Below are 26,476 nucleotides of genomic sequence, written 5' to 3' on the forward strand. Positions count from 1 at the left end.
CGGAAGGAAACTGCCCCCTTGCCTTCACCTGCGTCCTGTCCCCGACAGCGCGTAGCGGGCCAAGCACCGCTGCGTGGCGGGATCATACCGGCAATCGGCGGCGGCCAGATGAACCGGCAGGCATGGCTTATCATGCCCGGATGCCCCGTCCTGTCTCGCCATCCACCCCCGGCCTGTTCGCCGAACCCGATGCGCTCAAGCCGCTGGCCGAGCGCATGCGCCCGCGCAGCCTCGATGAAATCGTCGGCCAGCAGCGGCTGGTCGGTCCGGACAAGGCGCTGCGCCGCGCGCTGGAGGCCGGCAAGATCCATTCGATGGTGCTGTGGGGCCCGCCCGGCTGCGGCAAGACCACGTTGGCCTTGCTGGTGGCGCGTTATGCGGACGCGGATTTCCGCGCGATCTCGGCGGTGTTGTCCGGCTTGCCGGACGTGCGCAAGGCGCTGGCCGAGGCCGAGGTGAACTTCGCCCAGGGCCGGCGCACCGTGCTGTTCGTCGACGAGGTGCACCGCTTCAACAAGACCCAGCAGGATGCCTTCCTGCCGCACATCGAACGCGGCGTGATCATCTTCATCGGCGCCACCACCGAGAACCCCTCGTTCGAGCTGAACTCCGCGCTGCTGTCGCGCTGCCGCGTGCACGTGCTGGAACCGATCTCCACCGACGACATCGTTGCCGCGCTGAAGCGCGCGCTGGCCGACGGCGAGCGCGGCCTTGGCGAGTTGCAGCTGCAGGTTTCCGACGAATCGCTGGACTCGATCGCCCAGGCCGCCGACGGCGACGTGCGCCGCGCGCTGACCCTGCTGGAAATCGCCGCCGAATTAGCCGACGACAAGCGCATCGACGAAGCCACCCTGGCCCAGGTGCTGGCCGACCGCACGCGCCGCTTCGACAAGCAGGGCGAGCAGTTCTACGACCAGATCTCGGCGCTGCACAAATCCGTGCGCTCGTCCGACCCGGATGCGGCGGTGTACTGGCTGTGCCGGATGCTCGACGGCGGCGTCGACCCGCTGTACCTGGCCCGGCGGCTGACTCGCATGGCGGTGGAAGACGTCGGCCTGGCCGAGCCGCGCGCGTGGCGCATGGCGCTGGACGCGTGGGATACCTACGAACGCCTGGGCAGCCCCGAAGGCGAACTCGGGCTGGCCCAGCTGGCGATCTGGCTGGCCATCTCGCCCAAGAGCAACGCCGCCTACATGGCCTACAACAAGGCCCGCGACGCGGTGCGCAGCGGCGGCACGCTGGAAGTGCCGATGCACCTGCGCAACGCGCCGACGAAATTGATGAAAGGCCTCGGCTACGGCAAGGGCTACCAGTACGACCACGACGCCGAAGGCGGCATCGCGCTGGACCAGCAATGCCTGCCCGACGAATTGGCCGGCAGCGTGTTCTACGAGCCGGTCGAGCGCGGCCTGGAGCTGCAACTGCGCGAAAAGCTGCTGGCCCTGCGCGCCGCCCGCGCCAAGGCCCGCGGCAAGTAATCCCGGCTGCTGCGCGCGCCCTTGCCGCCGTCCCGGTGCCCGGCATAGATTCGCCGCATCAACCGGGGAGGGTGAGCCATGCGCGTACTGATAGCAGGTCTGATCGGCGGCATCGTGATGTTCGTGTGGGGCGTGGCGGCGCACATGGCGCTGGGGCTGGGCGAGACAGGCATCCATCTGCCGGCCAACGAAAACGCCGTCTTGAGCAGCCTGCATGAAGGGCTCGGCAACCAGTCCGGCATCTACATCCTGCCGTCGCTGGATCCGAAGAAGATGGGCGACGAGGCGGTGCTCAAGGCCTACTCGGAAAAGGCGGCGACGTCGCCGTATGCCTTCGTGGTCTACCTGCCGCAAGGCGAGGACATGATGCAGATGGGGCCGCAGATCGGCCGGCAGTGGGCGTCCGACACGCTCGCTGCGCTGGCACTGGCCTTCATGCTGGGGCTGGCCGGGCTGGGTTTCCGGCGACGCGTGGCGCTGGCAGCCGTGGCGGCGGTATTCGCCTGGCTGTGCACGATGGTGCCGTACTGGAACTGGTATCGCTTCCCGCTCGATTTCACACTGGCTGCACTGGTCGAGCAACTCGTCGGCTGGCTGCTCGCCGGCGCCGCGATGGCCTGGTGGCTGGGTCGCAGCGAACGCAGGCTGGCCAGCTGAGCCGCCTCGCTCTTTCCTCGCGGAGATGCCTTTCTCTCTCCCCCTGCGTGTAGCAGGGGAGGGGTGAAAGCGTGCGTTGCATTGCGGGCATAGCCACCCGGCAGCGATAATTCACGGTTCAAGCCTTCACCTGGACTTTGATCATGCTGGATCCCGCCCTGCTGCGTTCGCGCCTCGCCGAAACCGCGGCACGCCTCGCCGAAACCCGTGGCTACACGCTCGACGTGTCCCTGGTCGAGTCGCTGGAGAGCCGCCGCAAGCAGCTGGCGATGGAGACGCAGGAGTTGCAGAACCTGCGCAACACGCGCTCCAAGGCGATCGGCCAGGCCAAGGCGAAGGGCGAGGATGTGGCGCCGCTGATGGCCGAGGTCGCCGGCATCGGCGACAAGCTCAAGGCCAACGAGCTGGCACTGGCCGATGCGCAGGCGAAGCTGGCCGAGATCGCGCTGGGCATTCCCAACATCCCGCACGAGTCCGTGCCGGTCGGCAAGGACGAGCACGACAACGTCGAAGTCAGCCGCTGGGGCACGCCGCGCGATTTCGCGTTCGCGGCAAAGGATCACGTCGAACTGGGCGAACGCCACGGCTGGCTCGACGGCGACGCCGGCGCCAAGCTGTCCGGCGCGCGCTTCACCGTGCTGCGCGGCCAGCTCGCGCACCTGCATCGCGCGCTCGGCCAGTTCATGCTCGACCTGCACACCGGCGAGCATGGCTACCTCGAATGCAACGTGCCGGTGATCGTCAACGCCGACAGCATGCAGGGCACCGGCCAGCTGCCGAAGTTCGAGGAAGACCTGTTCGCCACCGACGTCGGCGAGACGAAGCGCTACCTGATTCCCACCGCCGAAGTCTCGCTGACCAACCTGGTGCGCGACACCATCCAGGACGCCGACGCGCTGCCGCTGCGCATGACCGCGCACACGCTGTGCTTCCGCGCCGAGGCCGGCAGCTACGGCCGCGACACCCGCGGCATGATCCGCCAGCACCAGTTCGAGAAAGTCGAGATGGTGCAGATCGCCCGCGCCGGCGACTCCTACGCGCAGCTGGAGGAAATGGTCGGCCACGCCGAGAAGGTGCTGCAGAAACTCGGCCTGCCGTACCGCAAGCTGTTGTTATGCACCGGCGACATGGGTTTCGGCTCGACCAAGACCTACGACCTCGAAGTGTGGCTGCCCAGCCAGCAGGCCTATCGCGAGATCTCCAGCTGCTCCAACTGCGAAGACTTCCAGGCGCGCCGCCTGCAGGCTCGCGTGCGCAACGCCGATACCGGCAAGCCCGAACTCGTGCACACCTTGAACGGCTCCGGCCTCGCCATCGGCCGCACCCTGATCGCGGTGATGGAGAACTACCAGAACGCCGACGGCTCGATCGACGTACCCGACGCGCTGCGCCCGTACATGGCCGGCCTGGACCGCATCGCATGAACACGCCGGCACCCGCGCGCGGCAGCTGGGGCAGGGTGGAGTTCTACACCAGCTTCTTCCTGCTGGCGGTACTGGCCACGGTGATCGGCATGCGGCTCGGCTTCGAAAGCGTGTGGCGCCTGCCCACGCTCGACCTCGACCTGTCCGTGGTCGCGCTGGCGCTGGTCCTCGCCAGCTTCTGGCTCGCCCGCCACAGCCGCCGCTGGCGCCTGGCCATCATCGCCTTCGCCAGCGCCACCCAGCTGGTGCCGATGGTCGTGCGCGAACCCATCCTGCTGCTGCCATTGCTGGGTGCGCTGGTCCCGGTGGGAATCCTAGTGGGGTGCCTGGTGGCGTTGTCGAAGAAAGATTCCGGCACCCGTCCGCCGCAGGGTTCCTGATAAACTTCCACGCCTGCTGGCAACCCAATCTGCCGGCGATAGTCATGGAGAGATGGCCGAGCGGTTTAAGGCAGCAGTCTTGAAAACTGCCGTAGTGGTAACACTACCGTGGGTTCGAATCCCACTCTCTCCGCCAGAAAAGCAAAACGCCCCCACGTGGGGCGTCTTGCTTTTCTGATGGTGACGACTGGATGAGAACCCGTGGTGGAGCGCCGAACCTACGCTCGCGCGCGTGTTCCTTTCAAGCGTCCAGCTCCAGCCGCGGCGCTCTTCGCCTTCTTGGCGGCAGTAACTGCGACTGACGTTTTGGGCTTCGCTGGCTTCTTTGTTGCTGCCGTGGCCTTCTGCTTGGTTACCGGTTTCACCGCCATCCGCAACCCAAGCGCGCGCACCACTTTCCCCACAGTGGCATATCCGGGTGTTGCGCCTGGCTTCAGCGCCTTGTAGAGGCTCTCGCGGCCAACTCCGGCATCCTTGGCAAGTTGCGACATGCCGCGGGCTTTGGCTACGTGCCCAAGGGCCCGAAGGAACTCGTCGTCGTCGCCATCGGCCATCACCTGGGATAGATACTCGGCAATGGCTTCCTCGCTGTCCAGGTAGTCGGCAACATCGAAGGTCGTAAGTTGAAGGGCCATGTCAGACCTCCTTTGCAAGCTGAGCGGCGCGCTTGATATCGCGCTGCTGGGTTTTCTTGTCGCCGCCGCATAACAGAATAACGATGGCGTTGCCCCGCAACGTGAAGTAGGTGCGGTAACCGGGGTCGACGTCGATCCGCATTTCAGAGACGCCCTCGCCAACGGGTTTCACATCACCCAGATTGCCGGTGGCAGCGCGATCAAGACGGCGTGCGATGGCGATGCGCGCCTTCAGGTCGCGCAAGCTCTTGTGCCAGACAGCGAACTCTTCCGTGAGCTGGACGATGTAGGGCATGTCGTCGATTGTATCCGATCGGATACAGTTCGCAAGGACTTCGAATCACGCTAACCGGAGCTAATCAGGTCCGCGTCACTTTCCTGGCTCCATTCTGCAGATCGGCGCTATCGGCTCAGACCCGCGGGCACGGTGGCCCCATCGACGCCGATATCCCAACAATCTCCGCCGACCGAAATCCTCCCGGCATGGATATCCAGCGACCCGGCGCCGACCAAATTTCACTCGGCGGGGGCATCCGGATACTCGAAGTGGATGTCTGGATACCCCGGCGGGAATATCCGCCACTCGGTGCCGACTGACATGCCGTCGACGGGGATATCCCGGTACCTGGCGTCGACTGAAATCCAGTCGGCGGTGACGTTCCGACACCTGGCGGGGATGCGCGGCTACCCGACGCCGACTGAAATCCAGTCGGCGCCGATACGCCGCCCGGTCAAGACGATCGGTGGTGCGGCTGACGGCGTGCCGCAGAGGCCCGCCGGTCGCCGGCAGGGTGATTTCACGCACGCAATCCCAACAAGAGGCTTTTTTGGCGAAAAAAGTCGGAGTAGCTTGCCGAAGGGGGATACAGAGGCCAATGAGAGGGGGGGAAAGAAGATGCTCAACCATACAGGTGTCAACGTAGTGCTTTTGCGCGCGGTGCGGGCGGCGCTTGCCGCCGCCACGCTGCTCGCGTGTTCGGCGCAGGCGCAGGATCCGGGAGCGTCGGACAGCAGGCAGGCCACGGCCCGCCAGGCGAGCGGAACGCAGGAACGCAGCAATGCGGAGAAAGAAAAGTCGACCACCAACCTGCAGGAGGTCGTGGTGACCGGCACGCATCGGGCCGGCCTGTCGCCGACCGAGTCCATCTCGCCGATCGACGCGTTCAGCGGCAGCCAGATCGCGAACCAGCCATCGGCGGATTTGACCGATGCGCTGACCAATATCGTGCCGTCGCTGACCACCCAGCGCTTTCCCATCGCCGACGGCACGGCGTTCGTGCGGCCGGTGTCGTTGCGCAACCTGTCGCCCGACCAGACCCTGGTGCTGGTCGACGGCGTGCGCTTCCATCGTTCGGCGTTGGTCAACCTGCAGATCGATCCGCTCGGCACCTTCAACCAGGGCGCGCAGGCGGTCGATTTCTCGGTGTTTCCGTCCAACGCGATCGAGCGCGTCGAGGTGCTGCGCGACGGTGCCTCGGTGCTGTACGGATCGGATGCGATCGCCGGCGTGGTCAACGTCATCCTCAAGAAGGCACCCACGGGCGTGACGGTCAGCGCGGAGCTGGGCAAGTACGGCAAGGGCGATGGCAATCTGCGGCGCTACGACGCCGACGCGGGGCTCCCGCTCGGCACCGACGGCTTCGTGCACGTGAGCGCCGAGCGCGAGACGACCGACCCCACCTCGCGCGGCGTGCCGCAGGGCGGCGCGGCGGCCGTCGCGGCGGTGGTGGGCGCGAACCTGGTGCCGTACGACGGCCTCGGCCAGCGCTGGGGTGACCCGCAGACCAAGACGAACAAACTGTTCGTCAACGCGGGCCTGCCGCTGACCGGCGATGTGCAGCTTTACGGTTATGGCAGCTTCATGGACAAGAAGGTGTTGTCCAGCTTCTTCTATCGCAACCCGGTACTGTCGCCGCAGTACGGCATCAGCGGTCGTTCGACGCTGGTCAGTTATGCCGACGGCACCCTGACACCCGCAGACGCGCCGCAGTCGCTGGTGGACAGCATCGTGGCGGGCGGCGGCAACCCGGCGAATTACCTGACAGCCAACGCCGCGAGCCCGAGTGGCTGGGTGCTGCTCAATCCGATCTACACGAAGTTCCCTGGCGGCTACAGCCCGCTGTTCGGCGCCGACATCGCCGATCACCAGCTGGTCGGCGGCGTGCGCGGCGGCGGGCAGAGCAATCTGCAGTGGGACGTGCACTACCGTACCGGCAGCAACGAGGTCGACTACCGGCTGCAGGGTTCGATCAACCCGAGCCTGGGCAGCCTTTCGCCCACGAGCTTCCGCCCCGGCAAGCTGACCCAGCGCGAGCAGGGTGCAGGCGCGGATTTCGTCCGTTCGTTCGACAACTCGCCGCTCACGCTCGCCTTCGGCGCGCAGTGGCGCCAGGAAACCTACATCATCCACCAGGGCGATCCGGGTTCGACCGAGGTGGGGCCGACCGCGTCGGTGTTCGGCGTGGGGTCGGACGCCTTCCAGGGCTTTCCGGCCAACGCGGCGGGGAGGTTCACGCAGAACAGCGATTCTGCCTACTTCGACGCCGAGACGAACCTCACCGACAAGTGGTCGGGTGCGGCGGCGGTGCGCTACGAGCATGCGGACGGCTACGGTTCCAAGGTGGTGTACAAGCTTTCCAGCCGTTACGCGTTCACCGACGCGTTCGCGCTGCGCGGTACGTACAACACCGGCTTCCGCACACCGACCCCGGGCCAGGCAAACACGCTGAATGTCACCACCACGGCGAACGCCCAGGGCGGCCTGATTCCCAGCGGCACCTATCCGGTCGACAACCCGGTGGCGCGCGCGCTCGGCTCGACGCCGCTGAAGACCGAAACGTCGAAGAGCCTGTCCGTGGGCGCCGTGTGGACGCCGGTCGACAACCTCACGACCACCCTGGACTACTACCGGATCAGGATCGACGACCGCATCGGCCTGGTCAGCAACAGCGTGACCCAGGCTACCGTCGACCAACTCGCCGCCGGCGGTTACCCGAACGCGCAGCTGCTGCTCGGCAGCGACGCCAGCTATTTCGGCAATGCGTTCGGATCCGACATCCACGGCATCGACTTCGTGGTCGACACAAGGCACCAGCTGGGCAACGGCACGCTCAACGTCGACTTCCGCTACAACCGCAATACGCAGAACGTGGTCAAGGTACAGCCGGACACGCTCAACAACGATTTCGTGTACGACCTCGAACACCAGGTGCCCAAGAGCCGGTCGGTGCTCAGCTTCGACTACGGGCTGCACCGGTTCGACGCCATCGCGCGGATCAACCATTACGGCGGCTGGAGCACCACGGTCGGTTTGTTCGGCAGCAACAATCCGCCGGACGACGTGAATCACTACAGCGGCAAGACGCTGCTCGACCTGGAGGCGCGTTACAAGTTCAACGACACCTTCTCGGTGGCGGTCGGAGGCAACAACGTCTTCAACACCTACCCCGGCAAGGAGCAGAACGGCACGCTGCAATTCCTTGGCGTCAAGTACGCGCTCACCTCGCCATTCGGTTTCAACGGCGCGTTCTGGTACGTGCGCATGACGGCCAGCTTCTGACCGGCCATCGCCTGCTGAGGTCATCCCCCCGGGCGCGCCCGGGGGGATGGCGGCCGGTGGAGCCTGCGCGCGCCATCCGGCGTGGCTTGCCCGCCATTCGGCTCATCGCCTTGCGCGCCTTCAGCTACACGCCGTAGTACTCCCGGTACCAGCTCACAAAGTTGGCAATGCCCGTGCCTACCGAAACCTTCGGGGCATACCCGACCGCCCGGATAAGTTCCGACACGTCCGCCTCGGTATCGGGCACGTCGCCCGCCTGCAGGGGCAGCATCTCCATTTGCGCCTTGCGTCCGAGGCACTCCTCCAGCACCGCGATGTAGCGCAACAACTCCACCGGTTGCGCATTGCCTATGTTGTACAGCCGGTAGGGAGCGACGCCGCTGCTGGCCGGGTCGGGAAGATTTCCATTCCAGTCGTTGTCCTTGCCCGGCAGCGTATCCAGCGTACGGATCACGCCTTCCACGATGTCATCCACGTAGGTGAAGCTGCGCCTGTGCCGGCCATGGTTGAACACCTTGATCGGTTCGCCGGCCAGAATCGCCCTGGTGAACAGGAACAGCGCCATGTCCGGGCGCCCCCATGGACCGTAGACCGTGAAGAAGCGCAGCCCCGTGCACGGGATGCCGTACAGGTGCGCATAACTGTGCGCCATCTGCTCGTTGGCTTTCTTGGAAGCGGCGTAGAGGGTCAGCGGGTGCTCGGTGGGCTGGTGCTCGGAAAACGGCATGGCGGTGTTGGCGCCGTATACCGAACTGGTGGAGGCAAAGACCAGGTGTTCCACGTCATGCTGGCGGCAACCTTCCAGGATGTGCAGAAACCCGGTGACGTTGCTGGCCACGTAGATGTGCGGGTTTTCGGCCGCGTAGCGCACGCCGGCCTGGGCAGCCAGGTTGATCACGCGCCGCGGCTTGTGCGTGGCGAAGGCGCTTTCCACTGCCGCGCGATCGGCCAGGTCGGCATGAATATGCGTATAGCCCGGGTGCGCCATGAAACGCGCCAACCGCGCTTTCTTCAGGTTGACGTCGTAGTAGTCATTGAGGCTGTCGAAACCGACGACTTCGTCGCCGCGTTCGAGCAGTTGCAGCGCGACGTGTGAACCGATGAAACCGGCGGTGCCGGTAACCAGCACTTTCATGGCAGGAAATCCTGTTCAAAGGCGACCGTCGACCGCCTCGCGCGGCAGCAGGCATTTCACGTCGTAGATCACCGAGGCGGCCTTGCCGAGCGCGCGGATGCCAGAAGGGCCCATGTCGACAAATTGCTGATGGCCGACGGCGACGATCACCGCGTCGTAGCTGTCGGCCTGCGGCTGCGCGACGGGCGTGATGGCATATTCGTGCTCGGCCTCGGCGGCATTGATCCATGGATCGTGGACATCGACATGGGCGTTGTAACCGCGCAATGCCAGCACGATGTCGACCACGCGGGTGTTGCGCAGGTCCGGGCAGTTCTCCTTGAACGCCAGGCCCAGGATCAGCACACGCGCCTGCACCGGGTTGATGCCTTTGCGCACCATCAGGCGAATCACTTCGCCTGCGATATACGGCCCCATGCCGTCGTTGGTGCGGCGGCCCGCCAGGATCACGTCCGAGTGGTGGCCTACCTCCTGCGCCTTGTGGGTAAGGTAGTACGGATCAACGCTGATGCAGTGACCGCCCACCAGGCCCGGACGGAACGGCAGGAAGTTCCACTTGGTGCCGGCCGCCTGCAGCACCTCCAGCGTGTCGATGCCCAACTTGTTGAACAGGATGGCCAGATCATTGACCAGGGCGATGTTGAGATCGCGCTGGGTGTTCTCGATGACCTTGGCGGCTTCGGCCACCTTCAACGAACTGGCCTTGTACGTGCCGGCGGTGATCACCGAACCATACAGCTGGTCGACAAAATCGGCGATCTCCGGCGTGGAGCCGGAGGTGACCTTGCGGATACTGGTGACACGATGCTGCTTGTCGCCCGGATTGATGCGCTCGGGGCTGTAGCCGGCAAAGAAATCGCGGTTGTAGGCCAGGCCGGAACCTTTTTCGAGTATCGGAATGCACACTTCTTCCGTGCAACCGGGATACACGGTGGACTCGTACACCACCACGTCGCCGGGCTTGAGCACCCGGGCCAGGGTTTCGCTGGCCTTGATCAGCGGCGTCAGATCCGGGCGCTTGGCGATATCGATCGGGGTGGGCACCGTGACGATGTAGAAGTTGCGATCCCGCAAGTCTTCGAGTTCGGCGCTGAAACGAAGATGCGTGGCTTCGGCAAGCTCCGCGGCGTCGACTTCCAGCGTATTGTCGCGGCCGACGGCCAACTCGCCGATCCTGGCCTTGTTGATGTCGAAGCCGACGGTGTCGTAGCGCTTGCCGAACTCCACTGCGAGCGGCAATCCGACATAACCGAGACCCACGATGGCGAGCTTGGTGTTTTCCAGTTTTCGCATACAGTCATCCCGAGTTGATTTGGATAGCCATCTTGGATGTGCATGGTGTTCGGGCGAATATAGATCCTGATCTGGCCGCGAATCAAAGCGCCGGTAATGCGCAAACAGCCTGAATGGCGGTGAAAGTGCGCTTTGTGCGCCCCTGCGATGAATCGCAGTGAATTTCTCTCGGCCGATGCACGGAGTTCCGTCCGCAGGCGACTCTGTATCCGCATGCCGTAATGGCCACGCGCAGTTGGAATTGCGTGCGCATGCAGCGTGAGTCAGCGTTCTTGACGTGGGCTAACCCTTGCGTTTGCGCCAACGCATCGCGGACTATGCCAAGGTATGGCGTGCACATACCGTGCACGTTTCCAGGCGGCGGATACGCAACTGTCTCGGGTCGAAACGAGTGACGGCGGGCGTCCCGAAGTATTGCGGGCGGCTCATGTTTTACCTCGCCGCGGGCCGATTCGGCGTGACGCGTTTTCCATGGCGAGCGGCGGGCGAGCGGCGGCTTGAGATACGGCGACACGGCTGGCCGCGGCGCCATCAGAAGGCTGTCTTGTAGCGGGGCAACGTCCGTGCCGGGCCAAACCCGGCCGGCGGATGTTCTGCAGCCGGATCGTTCCCGGCGTCAGTGCAGAATGTTCAGATGGAACATCAGCCAACCGGCCAACGCACTGAGCACCAGACAAACAGCAAGCCAGAATCCTCGGGAGTTTTTATCCCAGGCAGGCTTTTTCTTGTCGTTTCCCATGTTTTTTTCGCACCAGACAGGTGGCAGCCGAACACGACGTGGATGGTTGCTAACGAGGGCTAGTATCGTGCCAAACCAAGGTGCAGACGCTGTTGGACATTGAATATGGCGACTCCAGGTACCGATTTGCGATGGATGCCGCAGTTTGACTCGAGTGCCAAAGTGGGACAGTGCGTGGCGGGGCGCGCTGGTTTGCATAGAGTGTAACGGCTCAGCGCTTTCTGCACAGGCAGGCCGCAAAAGTACCGCGATGGGCGGCATGGTTCCTCGGACATGCGTATCTGGCGTTCGGCCATGCCGCGCTGCCGCGCATGGCCCTCGGCGTGGGAACTCCTGCTCCGTCCGCCAGCGCGGTGCAGCGGCGGCCGGTGAGCATCCGGCCGTTTGTTCGGGCGAAGAAGGAACGATCAGGCAGATGCCCCCTCGTGATTCTTCATGGGCCGACGGCCTTCTTCGACTTCATTGCGAATGGCCTTCCATATCTCATGGTGTTGTGGCGACACTCGATCACGTCGGCCATGCGATGACTGGAAAGATCAGCCTGTGCGTGGCGATTCCATCGTCGTTGATTCCGGGTCGGATGTCGCCAACTCATGCCGATTTCACTTGCTGGCAGATCCCAGGCTGCGCGTTTTGTCGTGTTATCCATAATCAATCAACGTCGCCATATATTCGATGGCTCGTGATGTTTCCTTCACACGGCATGTGGCATCCACTGATCCATTTTCATGTCTGATTCTCAATCCGGTTATTGAACCGCGGGGTTCGGGAAGCCCGGCCGCAGAAAAATGAATTTACGCTTTACCGGGCGCCGACTGCCTGGTCGAAATCCCGGATTTACTGCGTTACGTGTTGTTTAATGTCGATTCCAGGATGGCCTAGTGGATTGTAATCTTCGAGGCCTATTAACCATGAAAAAAAGTCGCGCCTTTATCATTCTGAGTTTCGCGTTGCTCGTTAACGGTTGCGTGTTGGCGCCGGGACAACGCATGTCTGGCGAAGGGCTGGTTCGCGGTACACCGACGGACAGCAGCCAGGTCCAGTTGGTGACGATCACTCCGCAACTGTTGACGCAGGACAATGCAGCGGTATTGAGCGCCACGGTGCCGCAGGCGCTGTTGTCGTACAAGCCGGAGCCTTACCGCGTTGGCCCCGGCGATACGCTCTACATCACGGTCTGGGACCATCCGGAACTGACATCGCCTGCCGGATCACAGCAGCAGACGGCAGCCAATGGCCGCTTGGTTCGTTCGGATGGCACGATGTTCTATCCGTACGTGGGTTCCGTGAAAGTCGCGGGAATGACGATCGAAGAGGTGCGCCAGGACATCAGCACGAAGATCGCCAAGTATGTGGAGAGGCCGCAGGTGGATGTCGGCGTCGTCGGCTATAACAGCCAGCACGTGCTGCTGCAGGGTGCTTTCAAGAATACCGCTCCGCAGCCGATCACGACGGTTCCGCTGACCTTGGGGCAGGCGCTTGGCACGGCAGCGGTCAATGCCGATCAGGCCAACATGTCCGATCTGATATTGACCCGCGACGGGCAGGATTACCACCTGGACCTGACTGCCTTGGGCAACGGCCACGGCATTGCGCAGGATATTTACCTGAAGCCGGGAGACCGCCTGCTGCTTCCTTTCAACGACACCCAGGAGGTGTACGTGATGGGAGAGGTGCTGCATCCCCTGGCCGTCACCTTCAGGAGCGTTTCCGACATTTCGCTGACGCAGGCGCTGGGTCGCGCGGGCGGCCTCAACCCCGTCACTTCCGATGGCAGGGAGGTGTACGTCATTCGTGGTGCGAAGAATCTGGAAAACGCTCCGGCCAAGGTCTTTCAGCTTGATGCCCGTTCGCCCACGGCGTTCGCACTGGGAGACCAGTTCAGGGTAAAGCCCGGCGACGTGGTGTTTGTCGGCGCGGCTGGCGTGACTCGCTGGAACCGCGTGTTGAGCCAGTTGTTGCCATCGGCCACCCTGCTCAGCAGCGCAGCCGCTGCAAACTACAGCGCGACCCACTGAGGCGATTCAGCCACTCACAGGTGAAGCGAAACCATCGGCCGGCAGCGAGCGCGCTGTCGGTCGATGTCGTGCGAGTGGCCCGCCCCGAAGGGGATGTGCGTAGCCATCCGGTATGCGTATTACTACGGCCTGGCCGTTGCTGCTGCGGGCGGCCAGTCCCTGTCGTTTCGCTCCATGGCGGGCAGGCAGTCGAATTCGCGGTCCGGAAGTCTATTCAGCGCGTGGACAGGCTCCGTTCAGTCCATGAAAATCAGGCCGATTATCGTGGAACGCAATTTGAACAAATGATTGACGAAATGGTCATCTAAGGCATGTGGGGCTGAATAAATGGTTTGCACTACGTAAGCACCAGCACCCAAAGATGGTAGGTTCCTAAGTCTGAGATTAGAACAAGTTCGTTTTTCCTAGCAATGACTGTCGGATTATCCCATGGGCGTCAACTTGTTTTTCCATCGGGTAAAACGGCGATTCGCCAATCATCAATCCACAGGTCCATAGGCGCAGACCGTCGGGGTTTTCACGGCTCGATGTCTGCATCACTCACAATTTGAGCTCGGCTGGAATCAGGGGGATCCACTCGAGGTTGGTCGGAGGTAGAGATGCCATGCACGAACCACGGCTAGTCGTTGATTGTCTGGTTGCTGCATGCACATCGGCCCTGGCCATTGTCGTGCTGCGCCGGTTCGCTGTCTCGCTGGGACTGGTGGATCACCCCGATCAGCGCAAACAGCATATTGGTGACGTGCCGCTGGTTGGGGGACTCGCAATCTTCATGGGAGTGGCCGCAGGGGCGGCTGGCCACGGCCAGTTCCAGGAATTCGAGATGGTTCTGTTGGGCACTGCCGCCGTGCTTGTCATGCTCGGCGCGCTGGATGACCGCTTCGACCTCAGCGTGCGGGATCGACTGCTGATTCAGACCATCGTCATCCTGACGGTCATCGCCAGCACCGGCGTTTACATCCACACGCTGGGGACTCTCTTTGGCCATAAAGTGGCGTTGGGCTGGACCGGCGTTCCGTTGACGGTGATCGCCGTCATCGGCCTGGTGAATGCGTTCAACATGATGGACGGCATCGACGGCCTCGCCGGCAGCCTGGAATTGGTCAGCATCGCCGCCATCATCCTGTTTGCCGATCCCACGCCCTTGCATGGAGTCATCGCGTTGCTGGCCTTGCTGGCCGCCGCGTCGTTGCCTTACCTCGTCGCCAACCAGGGTTTCATGGGCGGAAAGATCTTCCTGGGTGATGCCGGAAGCATGTTGATCGGCTATCTGTTGGCCTGGGCGCTTATCCGCATGAGCCAGATACCCCAGACGCAGTTGTCGCCCGTCAATGTGCTGTGGTGCGTGGCGCTGCCGGTCTTCGACACTTTTGCGGTGATGTATCGGCGCATGCGCCAGGGCAGGTCACCGTTCAAGCCAGATCGTGGGCACATCCACCATATCCTGCTGGGAACGGGCCTTGGACCTCGTACGACCTTGGCTGCACTCGTCGCACTCGCTTCCAGCCTCGCGCTCATCGGTGCATTCATCAGCAGCGCAGCCCACTCGGCGGGTACGAACCTGGCCACATTCTGCGTGGCCATGGGCGTGTACGCGGTGACGGTCACACATGTATGGCTGCGCCAGGAAGCCCGCCAGCGCGGGGCGCCCGATTCGCAACATGCCGTCGACGCGGCCATCAATTCGTCGAACGCCGTCCGGGAATCCGATTCGGATGAGCTTGCCGGGCAGAAGGATGGGCTCATGCTTGAGGAAAGCGACAAAACCGAGGCGTACGGTCCGGCGCGACGATCATCCCGTCGTTGACCCACGGCGGAATGATCCACGGCAGGCACGTCACGCTGGAGAGGATGATTTGCAGGTCTCAGGATCGGGGCCGCCTGACTCCGCGGAACTCGATCGTCGCGCCATTGGCGACCTTCTTTACGCTGCCCTCGACGTCGTTCGCGTACTCGAAAGAGTGTTCCAGCATCAGATGGCCCTTGCTGATGCGCATCTCGTTGCTCGTGCTCAGGAACGACATGGAAGCAGCGCGTGCGCCATGCTTCACCACATTTCCGGAAATGACCACCCGGTCGATCTTCCGTGCATTGTCGGGCGACTTGTCTTCGGCGAAGTTGATGCAGGTCGCGTGGATGTCGGCGAACACGTTGCCCGCGCATACCAGACCGTTCGCGCCAAGCACGCCGATCACGCCCATCTGCGGCCGTATGCCGATGAACGTATTGCCGGTGACCACCGTGTTGATGGCATTCCGGCTGGTTCGGGAAGCGATGGCGCCGAGGCGTATCGCATCGCCGCCTGGCCCGGACCCCGGCGGCGAGCGCTGAAAGGTGCAGCCACTGATCTGCGTGCCGCTCAAGCCCTTGACCGCCACGTCGACGCGTATCGAGTTGAGGAAGTGGCAGTTCAGCACGCTGAGATTGTCCGGCCTGTCCGTGGCGGTCTTGGCCTTGGTCGAGGTGTCGATGCCCCAGTAGCAGTTCGTGAACTCGCAGTCCGACACGACCCAGTCGTGGATGTTGTCGCCGACCTGATGTCCGTTGAAGAACGTGATGCCCGCTGTGTTCACGGAATCGATGTCGACGAATCGGCAACGGGCGATGGTCACGTGGCGGTACACGCTCCAGTTGTGGTCGGGCTCGAAATCGATGCCGCCCACCGAACGGGAAAGTTTCGCGTTGCCGATATTCCGGAAGACGCAGTTCTCCACCGTAAGCCCGTCGCAATCGATGACGGACAACCCGTTGCGGTTGTCCTTGACCGCGCCGTCGAACACGCAGTCGCGCACGGCGATGCGCTGGTTGTGGCGTTCGGTGCTCGCGAGCGTCCCCGAACCGACATACATGCCGTCCCCGCGAAAGCCGTAAAACATCACCCGTTCGACGGTCAGGTCCGAGGTGGCATTGACGGCGAGCAGGTAGAAGTACTGCTCGTAGCCGAATTCGGCCACCCGCCCGTCGAGCTTCAGATCGTGCAGGTGGATGTCGCGCATGTTGTCCGCGACGCGGCGGCTGCCGCCGTCGCGTATGTGGGTGACGAGCATGAACTCGCTGGCCAGCGTCTTGTCGTATGCCTTCAGCTCGCTGGCATGTCCCTCGCCGTACAGCTCGAAGCCGGACTTGAGGTTCAGCTGTTTCACGGGATAGACCCCGGCGGGCACGAACACCTTGCCGGCAGCGGCAATCGCGGCCTGGATGCCGCCTGTGCAGTCGTACGTGCTGTGGCCGGCACGGATGGCGGCATGTTCCGACGCGGGGATGAAATCCAGTACGTTCGCCTTTTGCAACGAGGATGGCATGGCGCAGCCTCCGGTTGTGTAGGACTTCTGTGACGGGAGTGATGGCTCCAGCGGAGCCATCGGTCGAGTCTAACGCGGGAGAAGTTCTGGCTCTGAACCTTACATGACTTGCGTCACGGGAAGGTTCGTCGTGCTGTTTCATATGGACGCCTAAATGGACGATTCGGCGGATGCCTCAGGCAGGTTGCACAGCTCCGCATAGACTGCCATGGTGCGCTGGATGACGATGCGTTCATCGAACTGCGTCCGTGCCTTGCGGCGCGCCGCTTCGCCCAGTCGACGCGCGAATTCGGGGTGGTCCTGCAGCCGCGCGATCGCCTGCGCCAGCGCGTCGCTGTTTCCCAGCGGAACCAGCAGTCCGTCGACGCCGTCGGATACCACTTCGCGACAGCCCGGCACATCCGTGGTGATCAATGGAAGCCCGCAGGCGGCCGCCTCGACCAGGGTCCGCGGCAATCCTTCTCGATAGCTCGGCAGCACCACGATATCGACCGATCCGAGCAGGCCGATCATGTCGTCGACGTGGCCGAGCCAGGTCAGCAGGCCCTCGTCGACCCATCCGCGTATCGTCAGCTCGGGCACCGCGGCGGGGTTGCCGGGATCCGGCGTGCCGGCGAGCAGGGCATGGAGCGTGCGGCCCTGGCGGCGCAGCTGCCGGATCGCGGCGACGTATTCGCCGACGCCCTTGTCCCAGAGCAGGCGGCTGGCCAGCAGCACGCGCGGGCATCCATCGTCGGATGCCTGCCGGGATATCCCGGCGAATTGCGCGCAATCCACGCCCGAGCCGCGAATCAGGCGGATATGTGCCGGGTCGACCAGTCCGGCCCGCCGGAACAGTTCGGCGTCGTCCGCATTCTGCAGGATGAGTCGTGCGCCACGGCCGCCGAGTGCCAGCCGCAGCAAGCCGCGCACCACCGGCCGCAACAGCCGCGCCTTCAAGTGCGAGCTGGTGAATACGTAGCCCATTCCCGCCACGGCATTCACCCTGGCGGGAATGCCGGCCAGCCGCGCCGCCAGCGAGCCGTACACGGCGCACTTGATGGTGAAGCCATGGACCAGCGTGGGCCGTTCGCGCCGCAGCAGGTGCGTCAGGTGCCACAGCAACGCCAGCTCGCGCAGCGGGTTCAAGCTGCGCCGCTGCATCGGCAACGGTTCCCAGCGCAGGCCCAGGGCGCGCAATCTGTCGCCATACGGTCCGGGTGGAGAAATCAGCAGCACGTCGTAGCCGGCCCGCTGCAACGACGTCGCCAGCGCGCGCCGGAAGTTGTAGAGGTACCAGTCGGTGTTGGCGAACAGGACGGCTTTCATGTGCACGCCCCGCGCGCAGCCATGGGTGCATGACCACAGGCGCCGGTCGTCATGCCGATGCCCTCCGGTTTTCCTCCAGCCAGGCCTGGAACATCAGCACCGTCCACAGTTGATGCTGCCAGTTGCGCCGGCCGCTCAGGTGCTCCTTCCACTTCTGCCGGATCGCGGCCGGCTGGAAATAGCCCTCCTGGCGCAGGCGGCTCTCATCGAGCAGGGCTTCTGCCCAGTCGCGCAAGGGGCCGCGCAGCCAGCTGTCCAGCGGAATGCCGAAGCCCATCTTGGGCCGCTCGACCAGCTCTCTTGGCACATGCCGATACAGCACCTGGCGCAGCAGCCATTTTCCTTGCCCGTCACGGATCTTCTGCCGCAGCGGCACGCGCCAGGCCAGCTCCACCACGCGGTGGTCGAGCATCGGCACGCGGGTCTCCAGGCTGTTGGCCATCGCGGCGCGGTCGACCTTCACCAGGATGTCGTCGGGCAGGTAGGTTTGCGCATCCATCGCCATCATCCACTGCGCAAGGTTGCCGGCGTGCGGCCACGCTTCGGGAGTGGTCAGCACAGTCGGCGGTTCCTGCGCGCCAAGCACGATCCCGGCCGGGTCCTGCCACTGGCTGGCGAGGTTGAGGAAGAATGCCTGGCCGCTCGACAGCGTGAGCACGTCCGCGAGCTTCTGCGCCTTGTCGCCCGGCGTGGCCAGGTGCCAGCGCTTCGGCAGCAACGGCTTGACGCGCTCGAACAACCTGTCCCACGCCGCCGGGGCCACGACGCGCAGCGCGCCCGCCGCGGCACGACGTGCCAGCGGCGGCAGGCGCTGCGCCTTCTCCCAGGTGGTACGCGCCGCCAGGTAGCGGTTGTAGCCGCCGAACAGTTCATCGCCGCCATCGCCGCTCAGCGCCACCGTCACTTCGCGACGGGTCAGCTGGCTGATCAGGAAGGTGGGGATCTGCGAGCTGTCGCCGAACGGCTCGCAGAAAATCGCGGGCAGCCGCGGGATGGCGGCCAGCGCATCCGCGGGATGCACGTACAGTTCGGTGTGCTCCGTGCCGAGATGTCTCGCCACCGCCTTGGCGTGCGCGGCCTCGTCGTAGCCGTTTTCGCTGAAGCCGATGGTGAATGTCTTGATCGGCCGATCGCTTTGCGCCTGCATCAGCGCCACGACCGTGCTGCTGTCGATGCCGCCGCTGAGGAACGCGCCCAGCGGCACGTCGGAAAGCATCTGCGCGCCGACGCTGGCGCCCAGTTGCGCTTCCAGAGCGTCGGTGGCTGCGGCGTCGGTAGCGATCAGCGGTTCGCCCAGGCCCGCGCTTACCGCTTCGTTGTAGCGCCAGTAGGGCGCCGGTTGCGCCTCCCGCGGCACATCCGCCGGCATGCGCAGCAGGTGTCCGGGACGCAGCTTGAACACGCCGCGGTAAATGGCATGGGGCGCGGGAATGCAGTCGTGGCGCAGCAACAACGCCAGTGCGCCGCGATCGATATCCGCCTGGAAGGCGGCATGCGCCTTCAGCGCCTTCAGCTCCGAACCGAACAGCAAGGTGTCGCCCTGCCAGCCGTAGTACAGCGGCTTTTCGCCCATCCGGTCGCGCGCCAGCGTGAGCGCGCGCTGCTGGCGATCCCACAGGGCGAACGCAAACATGCCGACGCTGGCCTGCAGGGTTCGTTCGACGCCCCAGGCGACGAAGCATGCGAGCAGGGTTTCGGTATCGGAATGCCCGCGCCACGCCGGCGCGGCATGTTCCGCATGAAGACGCTCGCGCAACTCGAGATGGTTGTAGATCTCGCCGTTGAACACGATGACATGGCGCCCGTCGCTCGAATGCATGGGCTGGTGGCCGGCGGGAGAGAGGTCGAGGATCGACAGGCGCCGCTGCGCCAGCGCGATGCCGGCGGCCTCGTCGCACCACGCGCCGCTGTCGTCGGGGCCGCGATGGCTGAGCCGGGCCGACATCGCCTGTACCTGTGCCAGCAGCGCGTCCCGTGCGCCACCGTGGCGTTGCCAAAGGCCGGTCATGCCGCACATCACGCATGCCCCGCACGGCGCAATATGTCCGCGAGCCGCGGCACCTGCGCCACCAGGCTGTATTCGGCCTCGACCCGCGCGCGACCCGCGCGGCCCATGCGCGCGCGCAGGGACGGGTTCGCGATCAGGCGTTCCAGAGCGTCCCGCCATGCGGCATCGTCCGCTGCCAGAAAACCGTTCTCGCCGTGGCGCACGATGTCGACATTGGCCCCGACCGGGGAGGCCACCACCGGTAGGCCGCACGCCATGTACTGGATGATCTTGTAGCCGCACTTGCCGCGCTCCCACGGGCTGTCGAGCAGCGGCATGATGCCGATGTCCATCCGCGCGATCATGGCGGCCTCGCTGGCTTCGGACCATGCCACCACTTCCGGCGTGATGCCGTCGAACTGGTTCGCGGTCTCCGCTCGCGCGCCGACCAGCAGCAGACGCGCATGGTGCCCGGCGCAAACCTGCTCAAGCACCTGGCGGATATCCAGCATGTAGTGTTCGGTGGCGGGCGAGCCGACCCAGCCGATGACCGGTGGCTGCTCATCGGCCGGGCTAGTCGCCGCATAGCGCAGCTCGTCCACCACCGTCGGGATGATTTCGATCCGCGCGGCACCCGCCTGCCTGGCCCGTGCCGCTAGGTACCGGTTGCCGGCGATCACGCAGGCGGCGCCATGCATGATCCGGTCGATCTTGCGGCCCAGCATGCGGCGTACCAGCGGGTTGGCGGACTGGTCGTATTTGTGGAACAGCGCATCGTCGTAGTCGACCACGTACGACTTGAGCGAACGTGCCAGCGCTGCCTCGATCCAGTAGGGCAGGTAGGGAAACAATTCGCCCTCGATCCAGGCGAGGTCGTGTTCGCGGCGGCGCAGGAGCTGCATGAGCCGCCGGCTGAAATAGCCCCATGCGCGGTATCTGGCGGCCTCGGGGTGGCCGCCGTAGAGCGCTTCGAGATAGGCATCCGGGAACAGTGCATGCACCTGCACGTCGATGCCGTGATCGCGCAGCGGAGCGAGGTACTGCAGGCTGCGCAATCGCGAACTGGGGCCACGTCGCGAATATTTGGAAAACAGCAGGACCTTGAGACGCTTCATTCCTGGCCCTTCCTCAACGCCATCGGGTACTCGATGGACAGCGCCACCAGCGGGACGACGTACATCCACTGGAAGACGAAGGCCTCGATGTAGGGGTTCGTATTGGTTCCGAGGAAGGCGCAGACGAAGCCGCAGAACATGAACTTGTGCCGGGGCGGCAGCCGACGGCCATAGGCCAGCCGGATCACGGCAACGATGTAAAGCAGGAACGGCAGGGCGTAGATCAGCGTGCCGAGTATCCCGACCCGATAGAGCGTGGCCAGCCACACCAACTCGTAGCGCCAGGGATGAACCGTATCGCTGATGAAGTCCACGCCGACGCCGTGGCCGGCGCCCAGGCCATCGTTGGCAAGAATGCCGGCGAACAGCGAACGGGTCATCTGCACCCGCGCGCTGCCGCCGCCCGAGGCGAGTTTGGTCGAGACGGCGTCGAGCACCGTCGACAGGCTGATTTGCGTGTAGGCCTGCAGCAGGACGAGTGCCGTTGTCACCGCGATCAGCATCGGCAGGCCATAGCGGATGATGCGGAAGATCGGCGATTTTTGCCGGCGGCCGGTCGTGCGTGACGACAGCAGCAGGCCGAGAAACCAGCCGAGCGGCACGGCGAGGATCAGCGCCGTGCGGCCGGAGGTCAACGCGCAGACCAGCAGCATCGCCAGCAGCGCGAGCCGCATCAGCCGGTTTTTGATGAGTTCGGGCGAACCGAAGAAGCCGCCGCACAGGAAGATCAGCGAGCCGTAGACGTGCATGGTGGCGCCGGCAAACCCCTCGTTGAGATTGACGTTGGCGCCTTCGAAGAAGAACGTCACGGCTGCCGCGCCATATCTGAGGTACAGATAGAAGAACAGGGCGACGCTCAGCGCGCACAGCAGGCTGAGCACGGCGAACCAGTCGATCAGCCGGTCGGTTCCCAGCTGTCTCAGCAGGCCATCGGCAATGATGGTCCACAGCAGAGGTGAAAGGATGTAGATCGCCACCACCTGGATCTCGGCCTCCTGCGGCGCATCGTGCATGCCGCCCACGACCATGTAGACGAGGGTGACGATCACCGTGCAGGCATATAGCGCCAACAGGGTCCTGAAGCCGGGGCCGATGCGCAGCCCAGGCAACGCCAGCATGAAGGCCAGCCCCATCGCCGCTGCGCTGGTGACGGGGAGAGAGTTGGGCACGACCACCGTCAGCAGGAGCAGCGCAAAGGCCACCCCCAGGAACATGTGGCGCACGGTGAACCGGTACCTGCCGGTGAAGGACTGCGGTTCCGGCGACAGGAATACGGACATCGGCGGCACCGGCGCGGGTTCGTTGCCGGGGTTCATGGCTGCACCATGTTCGAAATCCAGCGGTCGAGCATACCGGCCTGGGCGACCCTGCTGTAGGCGGCGATGTCGTGCCGCGCACCGACGCCCGAAGGCGATAGCGCGATCCGCAGCGCATCGCTTCCCGATGCGCCCGCGCTGGTCAGGATGGTTTGCCCCGCGCCTGTCTGGTCGAGGATGGCGGTGGCTTCGTTGCGCACTCCCGAAATGCATACGATGCCTGCGCCGGCGGCGAGGTATTCGAACAGCTTGCCGGTGGCGCAGCTGGCACGCGAGCCGGTCAGCAGCAGCAACTTGTCGCAACGTTTCATGAGCTGCAGCGCCAGCGTGCGCTCGACCGGCCCGAGCACGCTGACGGAGAAGCTGGCACGCCGGAGCGAGGCCGTCTCGGCCTCCGTCAGTTCGCCGACGAACATCAGGTGCCTGTTCACGCTGGCTTCGATGGGCTCGTTCAACGCATCGACGAGGTAATCGAGGCTCTTCGATGCCGACCCGTCGCTGGCGCCGATGCGCCCGAAATGCCCTATCAGCAGCGCGTTGGCCGGCACCTGCCGGGCGAGAATGGCCGCGGCGCGGGTGCTGCCTTCGAAATCATTGTCGAGTGAGGCGAAGTCGGCCGGATCGTAGCCGTTGGGCAGGATTGCCGTGGCCTTGCCTGGATAACGCCGCTGGAAATCGTCGACGAGGGGGTGGCTTACGGACGTGACCAGGCTGCTGGCGGCCACCACGCGCCCCTCGATCAGCTTGCGCATCCATTTTCGCAGCCAGCCGGGCCTGCCTAGCGGTTCGAAAACCAGCCCGTCGCGGAAGTCCTGCAGGCAGCCGATGCGGTGTTTGCTGGCCAGGGCCGCAGCAGCGACCAGGGCGTCGACCGGCGAATACGTGCCGATGGCCACGCATCGCTCGCCCGCAACCAGCTTCTCGGAGCACAGCCGGTTGGCCTCGGCCAGCGCGTGGACGAACCAGGGTCGCGTGCGCGCATGGCCATCGGCCAACAGGAACGGCAGCGGGCGAATGAAGGCCGCCGCCAGGGTCAGCAGCGACGCCATCGCGGAAGACTCGCTGCCCACGCAACGCCCGGGCAGCGGAAAGACCGTGATGTCCGTGTGCGGCGGCGCCGTGGCCTCGACCATGGCCAATGCCGGCTCCCGCGCGAAGACGAATACGCGGTATTTCGCCGGGTCCAGGTATTTCAGCAGGCTCTTGAATCGCTGCGCGGCAATATTGCCGGACAAGTGATGCGCCGCGAAGACAAACAAATTGATTTTCTTCATCGCTGGATCCTCAATCTGTCGGCAGCGTCATCATCGGGCGCGACGATGGACTCCTTGTTCCGGCATGCGCAGGCGCCTTCCGTGGATCGGGCGGCGTGGGCGCGGTGGCGGCAGGGCATCGACTGCTCATGGCAGGGCACCAGGTCCTCCCTCGGGTTCCGGGCAGATGGGCTGCGGCTTGATCGCCGCTTGCAGGGAGCGGTACATGCCCATCCATTCGGTACGGAAACACCCGATGGCGATCGGTAGCATGGCCAGCCAGACCAGGCTGAAATGAACGGGAGCGCGCGGACCGAATACCAGCGTCGCGATGGAAAGTCCCACGCAGGCGGTGACGAACACGTACAGCCGGACCCGGGGGAAGGGGCGCCAGACGTAGGCCGACGCTTCGGTTCGGGCCACGAAAAAGACGAGGAACGCAATGGCGTTGGCCACCACGGCGCCGGCCGCGCCGTGCGCGGGCACCAGCCACACGCTGAGGGCGATATTGACGACCAGTGCGGCGACGGTCGACCACAACGACAGCATGGACCGGCGCGTGATGCCGATGCCTACGCAAGTCACCTCGGAGAGGGTGTAGAGCAGCGGCTCGCCGATGCAGCACAGCATCAGGTATTTCACCTGGATGTAGCGTGCAGGCAGCACGAAATCGGCCAGCCAGGAGAAGGTGCCGCTCAGCACCCAGATGGCGCACACCACGGCCAGGGCCTGCTGGGCAATGTTGTCGACCCGCCGCATGTCCACGCCGTGGGCAACCCATTTGTAGACGAGTGGCGCCCACAGCACGGTGAAAATCGTCTGGAAGACGACGCCCACGCCGGCGAAGCTCATGGAGACCGAATAGACCGCCAGCTCCGAAAGGCTGGACAGCGAGCGCAGCGCCAGCGTGCTGGTGGCATCCAGCCCCCAGTAGGCCACGCCGGCGAAGATCAGCGGCGTCCCGTAGCCGAGCACGAATCGCACCTGCGCGGGGGAGACGGGCGCGCGAACTGCCGGCGCCCATTCGCGCCACGTGTTCCAGCCGTAGGTGAGCAGCACCGACAGCAGCGAAACGAGATATGCCGCTTCCAGTTGCGCGAACGACTTGCGGAAGGTCGACGCGGCCATCACCGTCACGACCAGCAACAGCAGCACCTTGGGCAGGATCTGGCTCATCGAGAACGCCACGCCGCGATCCTGCATGCGCAGGATCAGCGAAAGGAACCGCGAGATGAAACTGGTCGCCACGCAAGCGAGAAGCATCCAGTAGTAGGCGACATGCCCCACCCCGAACAGCCAGCCGGCGACGTGCTGGTCGAACGGCGCGGTCACCAGCATCGCCAGCAGCAGCAACGCGCAGCCGGGCGCGAAACAGGCTTTCAGCAGGGCCGCGCGATCGGTCGATTCGTGGTACTCCCGCACGTAGGCGCGATCGAGCCCGAGGCTGAAAAGCAGCACGCCGAACGAGACCGCGATCTGCACGATGTTCAGGCGGCCGACGTCGGCCGGCGGGAATACCCAGGCAATGACCGGCACTGTCACCAGGCCGAGCGCGGCGGTGGCGATGGGGCCAACGGCAAATGCCAGAGCAGTGCGTATGTTCATCCGTTGATCAGTCCGGTGGAGCCATGTCGCAACTACCTTCCTGTCGCTTGCCGAATCCTCGATGCCGCCTGGCGTCGGTGTCGGACCGGGTTGTCGTCGGACGCTCCGATGGCGACGACGCTTGCAACGAAATCGCGGTAATTCCTGGCGGCGTCGAAGCCGGCCTCGATCGCCTGTCGTGCGTTGGCGCGCAAACGCTCGTGCCCGTCAGCGAAGGCGACCCGGTCCATCGCGTCGGCGATTTCCTTCGCGTCCGGGTGCGGGCCCAGCAACACGCCGCAGCGGTCGGACACCAGGCTGGAGATACCGCCCACGTCGGGCGCGACGACCGGCACGCCCGCGCTCATCGCTTCCATGATGGAAACCGGAACGCCTTCGGACTCGCTGGTGTTGACCAGCATGTCCACCGGAGCGTCGAGGTAACGCGCCTTGACGGCGTGGTGGGGCAACTCGCCGGTAAACGTGCAGTCGAGGTTGTCCAGGCCGGACAGTTTCAGCTTTGCCAGCGCCATGATCTCTTCCAGCAGCGGACCGCCGCCGACATGCGTCCACGTCATGCGGATGTTCCGGTGCCGGTCGGCGAGCAGGCGCAGTGCGTCGACCACCCTGTCCAGCCGCTTCACGCGCAGGCAAAAGGAAACCGACACGACATGCAGGAACCCGGCGCGGCTCGGGCGCGCGAGGGCGCCTGCCAACGGCACGCCCAGCGGGCTGATGCGGATGTTTTCCGGCGGCGCGCCGTAAGTCCGTTGCAGGTAAGCCCTGGCCTCGCGGGACAGCGCGAAGATCGCGTCGAAGGCGGCGATGAACTGCCTCTTGAGCGGCATGTAGCCGTGATCGCGCCGCGCTTCGTACAGGTCGAAGCCATGCACGCGGGAGACGACCTTGCGCACCACACCCGTTTCCCTGGCGAGCACGGCGGCGCAGGCTTGCGTGTCGTTCCAGTAGCAGTAGGCCACGTCGATCCGGCCGTGGGCCTTGGCATGCCGTTGCAGCTGCGCGGATTGTTCGAGCGCCTTGGACGTATGCAGCAGGGCACGCGCGATGGTGCGCGGGTGGATCTTTCGCGACTGCCGCAAGTAGCCCAGCTCGCGCCGGAAGACCGCGGAGCACAGTGCGGCCAGCATGAACCACAGGCGTCCGGCTCCGATGGTGCCGGCCATATCCAGGCCGACCGCGATGCGCGCCGGCACGGGCCGCGGTTTTCCCGCGGCCAGCGCGGGAAGCAGCGTCACGCTGATGCCGTCGTGCATGGCCCAGTAGCCGATCTCG

General features: G+C 64.7%; 20 protein-coding genes and 1 tRNA gene. 8 read left to right on the forward strand and 13 right to left on the reverse strand.

All coding sequences use genetic code 11. The features are described 5' to 3' along the window. Positions 1-140: 140 nt before the first annotated feature. The 5 genes from KK131_RS14095 to KK131_RS14115 all read left to right on the forward strand — a co-directional run bounded on the left by KK131_RS14095 (position 141) and on the right by KK131_RS14115 (position 4,075). Positions 141-1,478, forward strand: a complete 1,338-nt coding sequence (locus KK131_RS14095) for a replication-associated recombination protein A (protein ID WP_214557331.1) — start codon at positions 141-143, stop codon at positions 1,476-1,478. A gap of 78 nt (positions 1,479-1,556) precedes the next feature. Next, positions 1,557-2,135 (forward strand): hypothetical protein, encoded by a 579-nt coding sequence (locus KK131_RS14100; RefSeq protein ID WP_214557332.1) that lies wholly within the window; start codon positions 1,557-1,559, stop codon positions 2,133-2,135. A gap of 143 nt (positions 2,136-2,278) precedes the next feature. Further along, entirely contained in the window at positions 2,279-3,559 is a 1,281-nt protein-coding gene (gene serS / locus KK131_RS14105) for a serine--tRNA ligase (RefSeq protein WP_214557333.1), read from the forward strand. Further along, positions 3,556-3,939 (forward strand): LrgA, encoded by a 384-nt coding sequence (locus tag KK131_RS14110; RefSeq protein WP_214557334.1) that lies wholly within the window; start codon positions 3,556-3,558, stop codon positions 3,937-3,939. Before serS ends, KK131_RS14110 begins: the two co-directional genes overlap by 4 nt. 46 nt (positions 3,940-3,985) lie before the next feature. After that, positions 3,986-4,075: transfer RNA gene (locus tag KK131_RS14115), tRNA-Ser, on the forward strand. Positions 4,076-4,157: 82 nt separating this feature from the next. Here KK131_RS14115 and KK131_RS14120 read toward each other — a convergent pair. Together KK131_RS14120 and KK131_RS14125 are read right to left on the reverse strand one after the other, a co-directional pair. Further along, positions 4,158-4,574 (reverse strand): addiction module antidote protein, encoded by a 417-nt coding sequence (locus tag KK131_RS14120; RefSeq protein WP_214557335.1) that lies wholly within the window; start codon positions 4,572-4,574, stop codon positions 4,158-4,160. A gap of 1 nt (position 4,575) precedes the next feature. Next, a complete protein-coding gene (locus KK131_RS14125) occupies positions 4,576-4,869 on the reverse strand; it encodes a type II toxin-antitoxin system RelE/ParE family toxin (RefSeq protein WP_214557336.1) in 294 nt (97 codons plus the stop codon). A gap of 600 nt (positions 4,870-5,469) precedes the next feature. Here KK131_RS14125 and KK131_RS14130 point away from each other — a divergent pair. Next, positions 5,470-8,133, forward strand: coding sequence for a TonB-dependent receptor (locus KK131_RS14130; RefSeq protein WP_214557337.1), 2,664 nt, complete (start codon positions 5,470-5,472; stop codon positions 8,131-8,133). Positions 8,134-8,257: 124 nt separating this feature from the next. Here KK131_RS14130 and KK131_RS14135 read toward each other — a convergent pair whose 3' ends face one another. The 3 genes from KK131_RS14135 to KK131_RS17755 form a co-directional block, all read right to left on the reverse strand. Next, complete coding sequence (locus tag KK131_RS14135) at positions 8,258-9,268, reverse strand: NAD-dependent epimerase (protein ID WP_214557338.1); 1,011 nt, start codon at positions 9,266-9,268, stop codon at positions 8,258-8,260. 15 nt (positions 9,269-9,283) lie between these two features. Further along, positions 9,284-10,561 (reverse strand): Vi polysaccharide biosynthesis UDP-N-acetylglucosamine C-6 dehydrogenase TviB, encoded by a 1,278-nt coding sequence (gene tviB / locus KK131_RS14140; RefSeq protein WP_214557339.1) that lies wholly within the window; start codon positions 10,559-10,561, stop codon positions 9,284-9,286. Positions 10,562-11,177: 616 nt separating this feature from the next. Further along, positions 11,178-11,300 (reverse strand): hypothetical protein, encoded by a 123-nt coding sequence (locus tag KK131_RS17755; protein WP_284731481.1) that lies wholly within the window; start codon positions 11,298-11,300, stop codon positions 11,178-11,180. 989 nt (positions 11,301-12,289) lie between these two features. Between KK131_RS17755 and KK131_RS14145 the strand changes: the two genes are divergently transcribed. Both KK131_RS14145 and KK131_RS14150 read left to right on the forward strand, forming a co-directional pair. Beyond that, on the forward strand, positions 12,290-13,318 hold the full coding sequence (locus tag KK131_RS14145) for a polysaccharide biosynthesis/export family protein (RefSeq protein ID WP_214557405.1): 1,029 nt from the start codon (positions 12,290-12,292) through the stop codon (positions 13,316-13,318). Positions 13,319-13,922: 604 nt separating this feature from the next. Beyond that, complete coding sequence (locus tag KK131_RS14150) at positions 13,923-15,125, forward strand: undecaprenyl/decaprenyl-phosphate alpha-N-acetylglucosaminyl 1-phosphate transferase (RefSeq protein ID WP_214557340.1); 1,203 nt, start codon at positions 13,923-13,925, stop codon at positions 15,123-15,125. 58 nt (positions 15,126-15,183) lie between these two features. Here KK131_RS14150 and KK131_RS14155 read toward each other — a convergent pair whose 3' ends face one another. From KK131_RS14155 to KK131_RS14190, 8 genes are all read right to left on the reverse strand, one after another. Further along, positions 15,184-16,680 (reverse strand): glycosyl hydrolase family 28-related protein, encoded by a 1,497-nt coding sequence (locus tag KK131_RS14155; protein ID WP_250887263.1) that lies wholly within the window; start codon positions 16,678-16,680, stop codon positions 15,184-15,186. A 90-nt stretch (positions 16,681-16,770) separates the two neighbouring features. Further along, positions 16,771-17,928, reverse strand: coding sequence for a glycosyltransferase family 4 protein (locus KK131_RS14160; protein WP_214557341.1), 1,158 nt, complete (start codon positions 17,926-17,928; stop codon positions 16,771-16,773). Positions 17,929-17,977: 49 nt separating this feature from the next. After that, entirely contained in the window at positions 17,978-19,945 is a 1,968-nt protein-coding gene (gene asnB, locus KK131_RS14165) for an asparagine synthase (glutamine-hydrolyzing) (RefSeq protein WP_214557342.1), read from the reverse strand. Next, positions 19,945-21,030, reverse strand: a complete 1,086-nt coding sequence (locus tag KK131_RS14170; protein ID WP_214557343.1) for a glycosyltransferase family 4 protein — start codon at positions 21,028-21,030, stop codon at positions 19,945-19,947. The genes asnB and KK131_RS14170 overlap by 1 nt, the downstream gene beginning before the upstream one ends. Next, the gene (locus KK131_RS14175) at positions 21,027-22,346 is read right to left on the reverse strand and encodes a hypothetical protein (RefSeq protein WP_214557344.1); all 1,320 of its coding nucleotides are present in this window, start codon (positions 22,344-22,346) and stop codon (positions 21,027-21,029) included. The genes KK131_RS14170 and KK131_RS14175 overlap by 4 nt, the downstream gene beginning before the upstream one ends. Then, on the reverse strand, positions 22,343-23,620 hold the full coding sequence (locus tag KK131_RS14180; RefSeq protein ID WP_214557345.1) for a glycosyl transferase: 1,278 nt from the start codon (positions 23,618-23,620) through the stop codon (positions 22,343-22,345). The genes KK131_RS14175 and KK131_RS14180 overlap by 4 nt, the downstream gene beginning before the upstream one ends. Positions 23,621-23,746: 126 nt before the next feature. After that, positions 23,747-25,204, reverse strand: a complete 1,458-nt coding sequence (locus KK131_RS14185; RefSeq protein ID WP_214557346.1) for an oligosaccharide flippase family protein — start codon at positions 25,202-25,204, stop codon at positions 23,747-23,749. 32 nt (positions 25,205-25,236) lie between these two features. Next, positions 25,237-26,457, reverse strand: coding sequence for a glycosyltransferase (locus KK131_RS14190; protein ID WP_345777255.1), 1,221 nt, complete (start codon positions 26,455-26,457; stop codon positions 25,237-25,239). Positions 26,458-26,476 lie beyond the last annotated feature (19 nt).

Origin of the sequence: Rhodanobacter sp. LX-99 (genome assembly GCF_018599185.1) — a bacterium.
Classification (GTDB): domain Bacteria; phylum Pseudomonadota; class Gammaproteobacteria; order Xanthomonadales; family Rhodanobacteraceae; genus Rhodanobacter.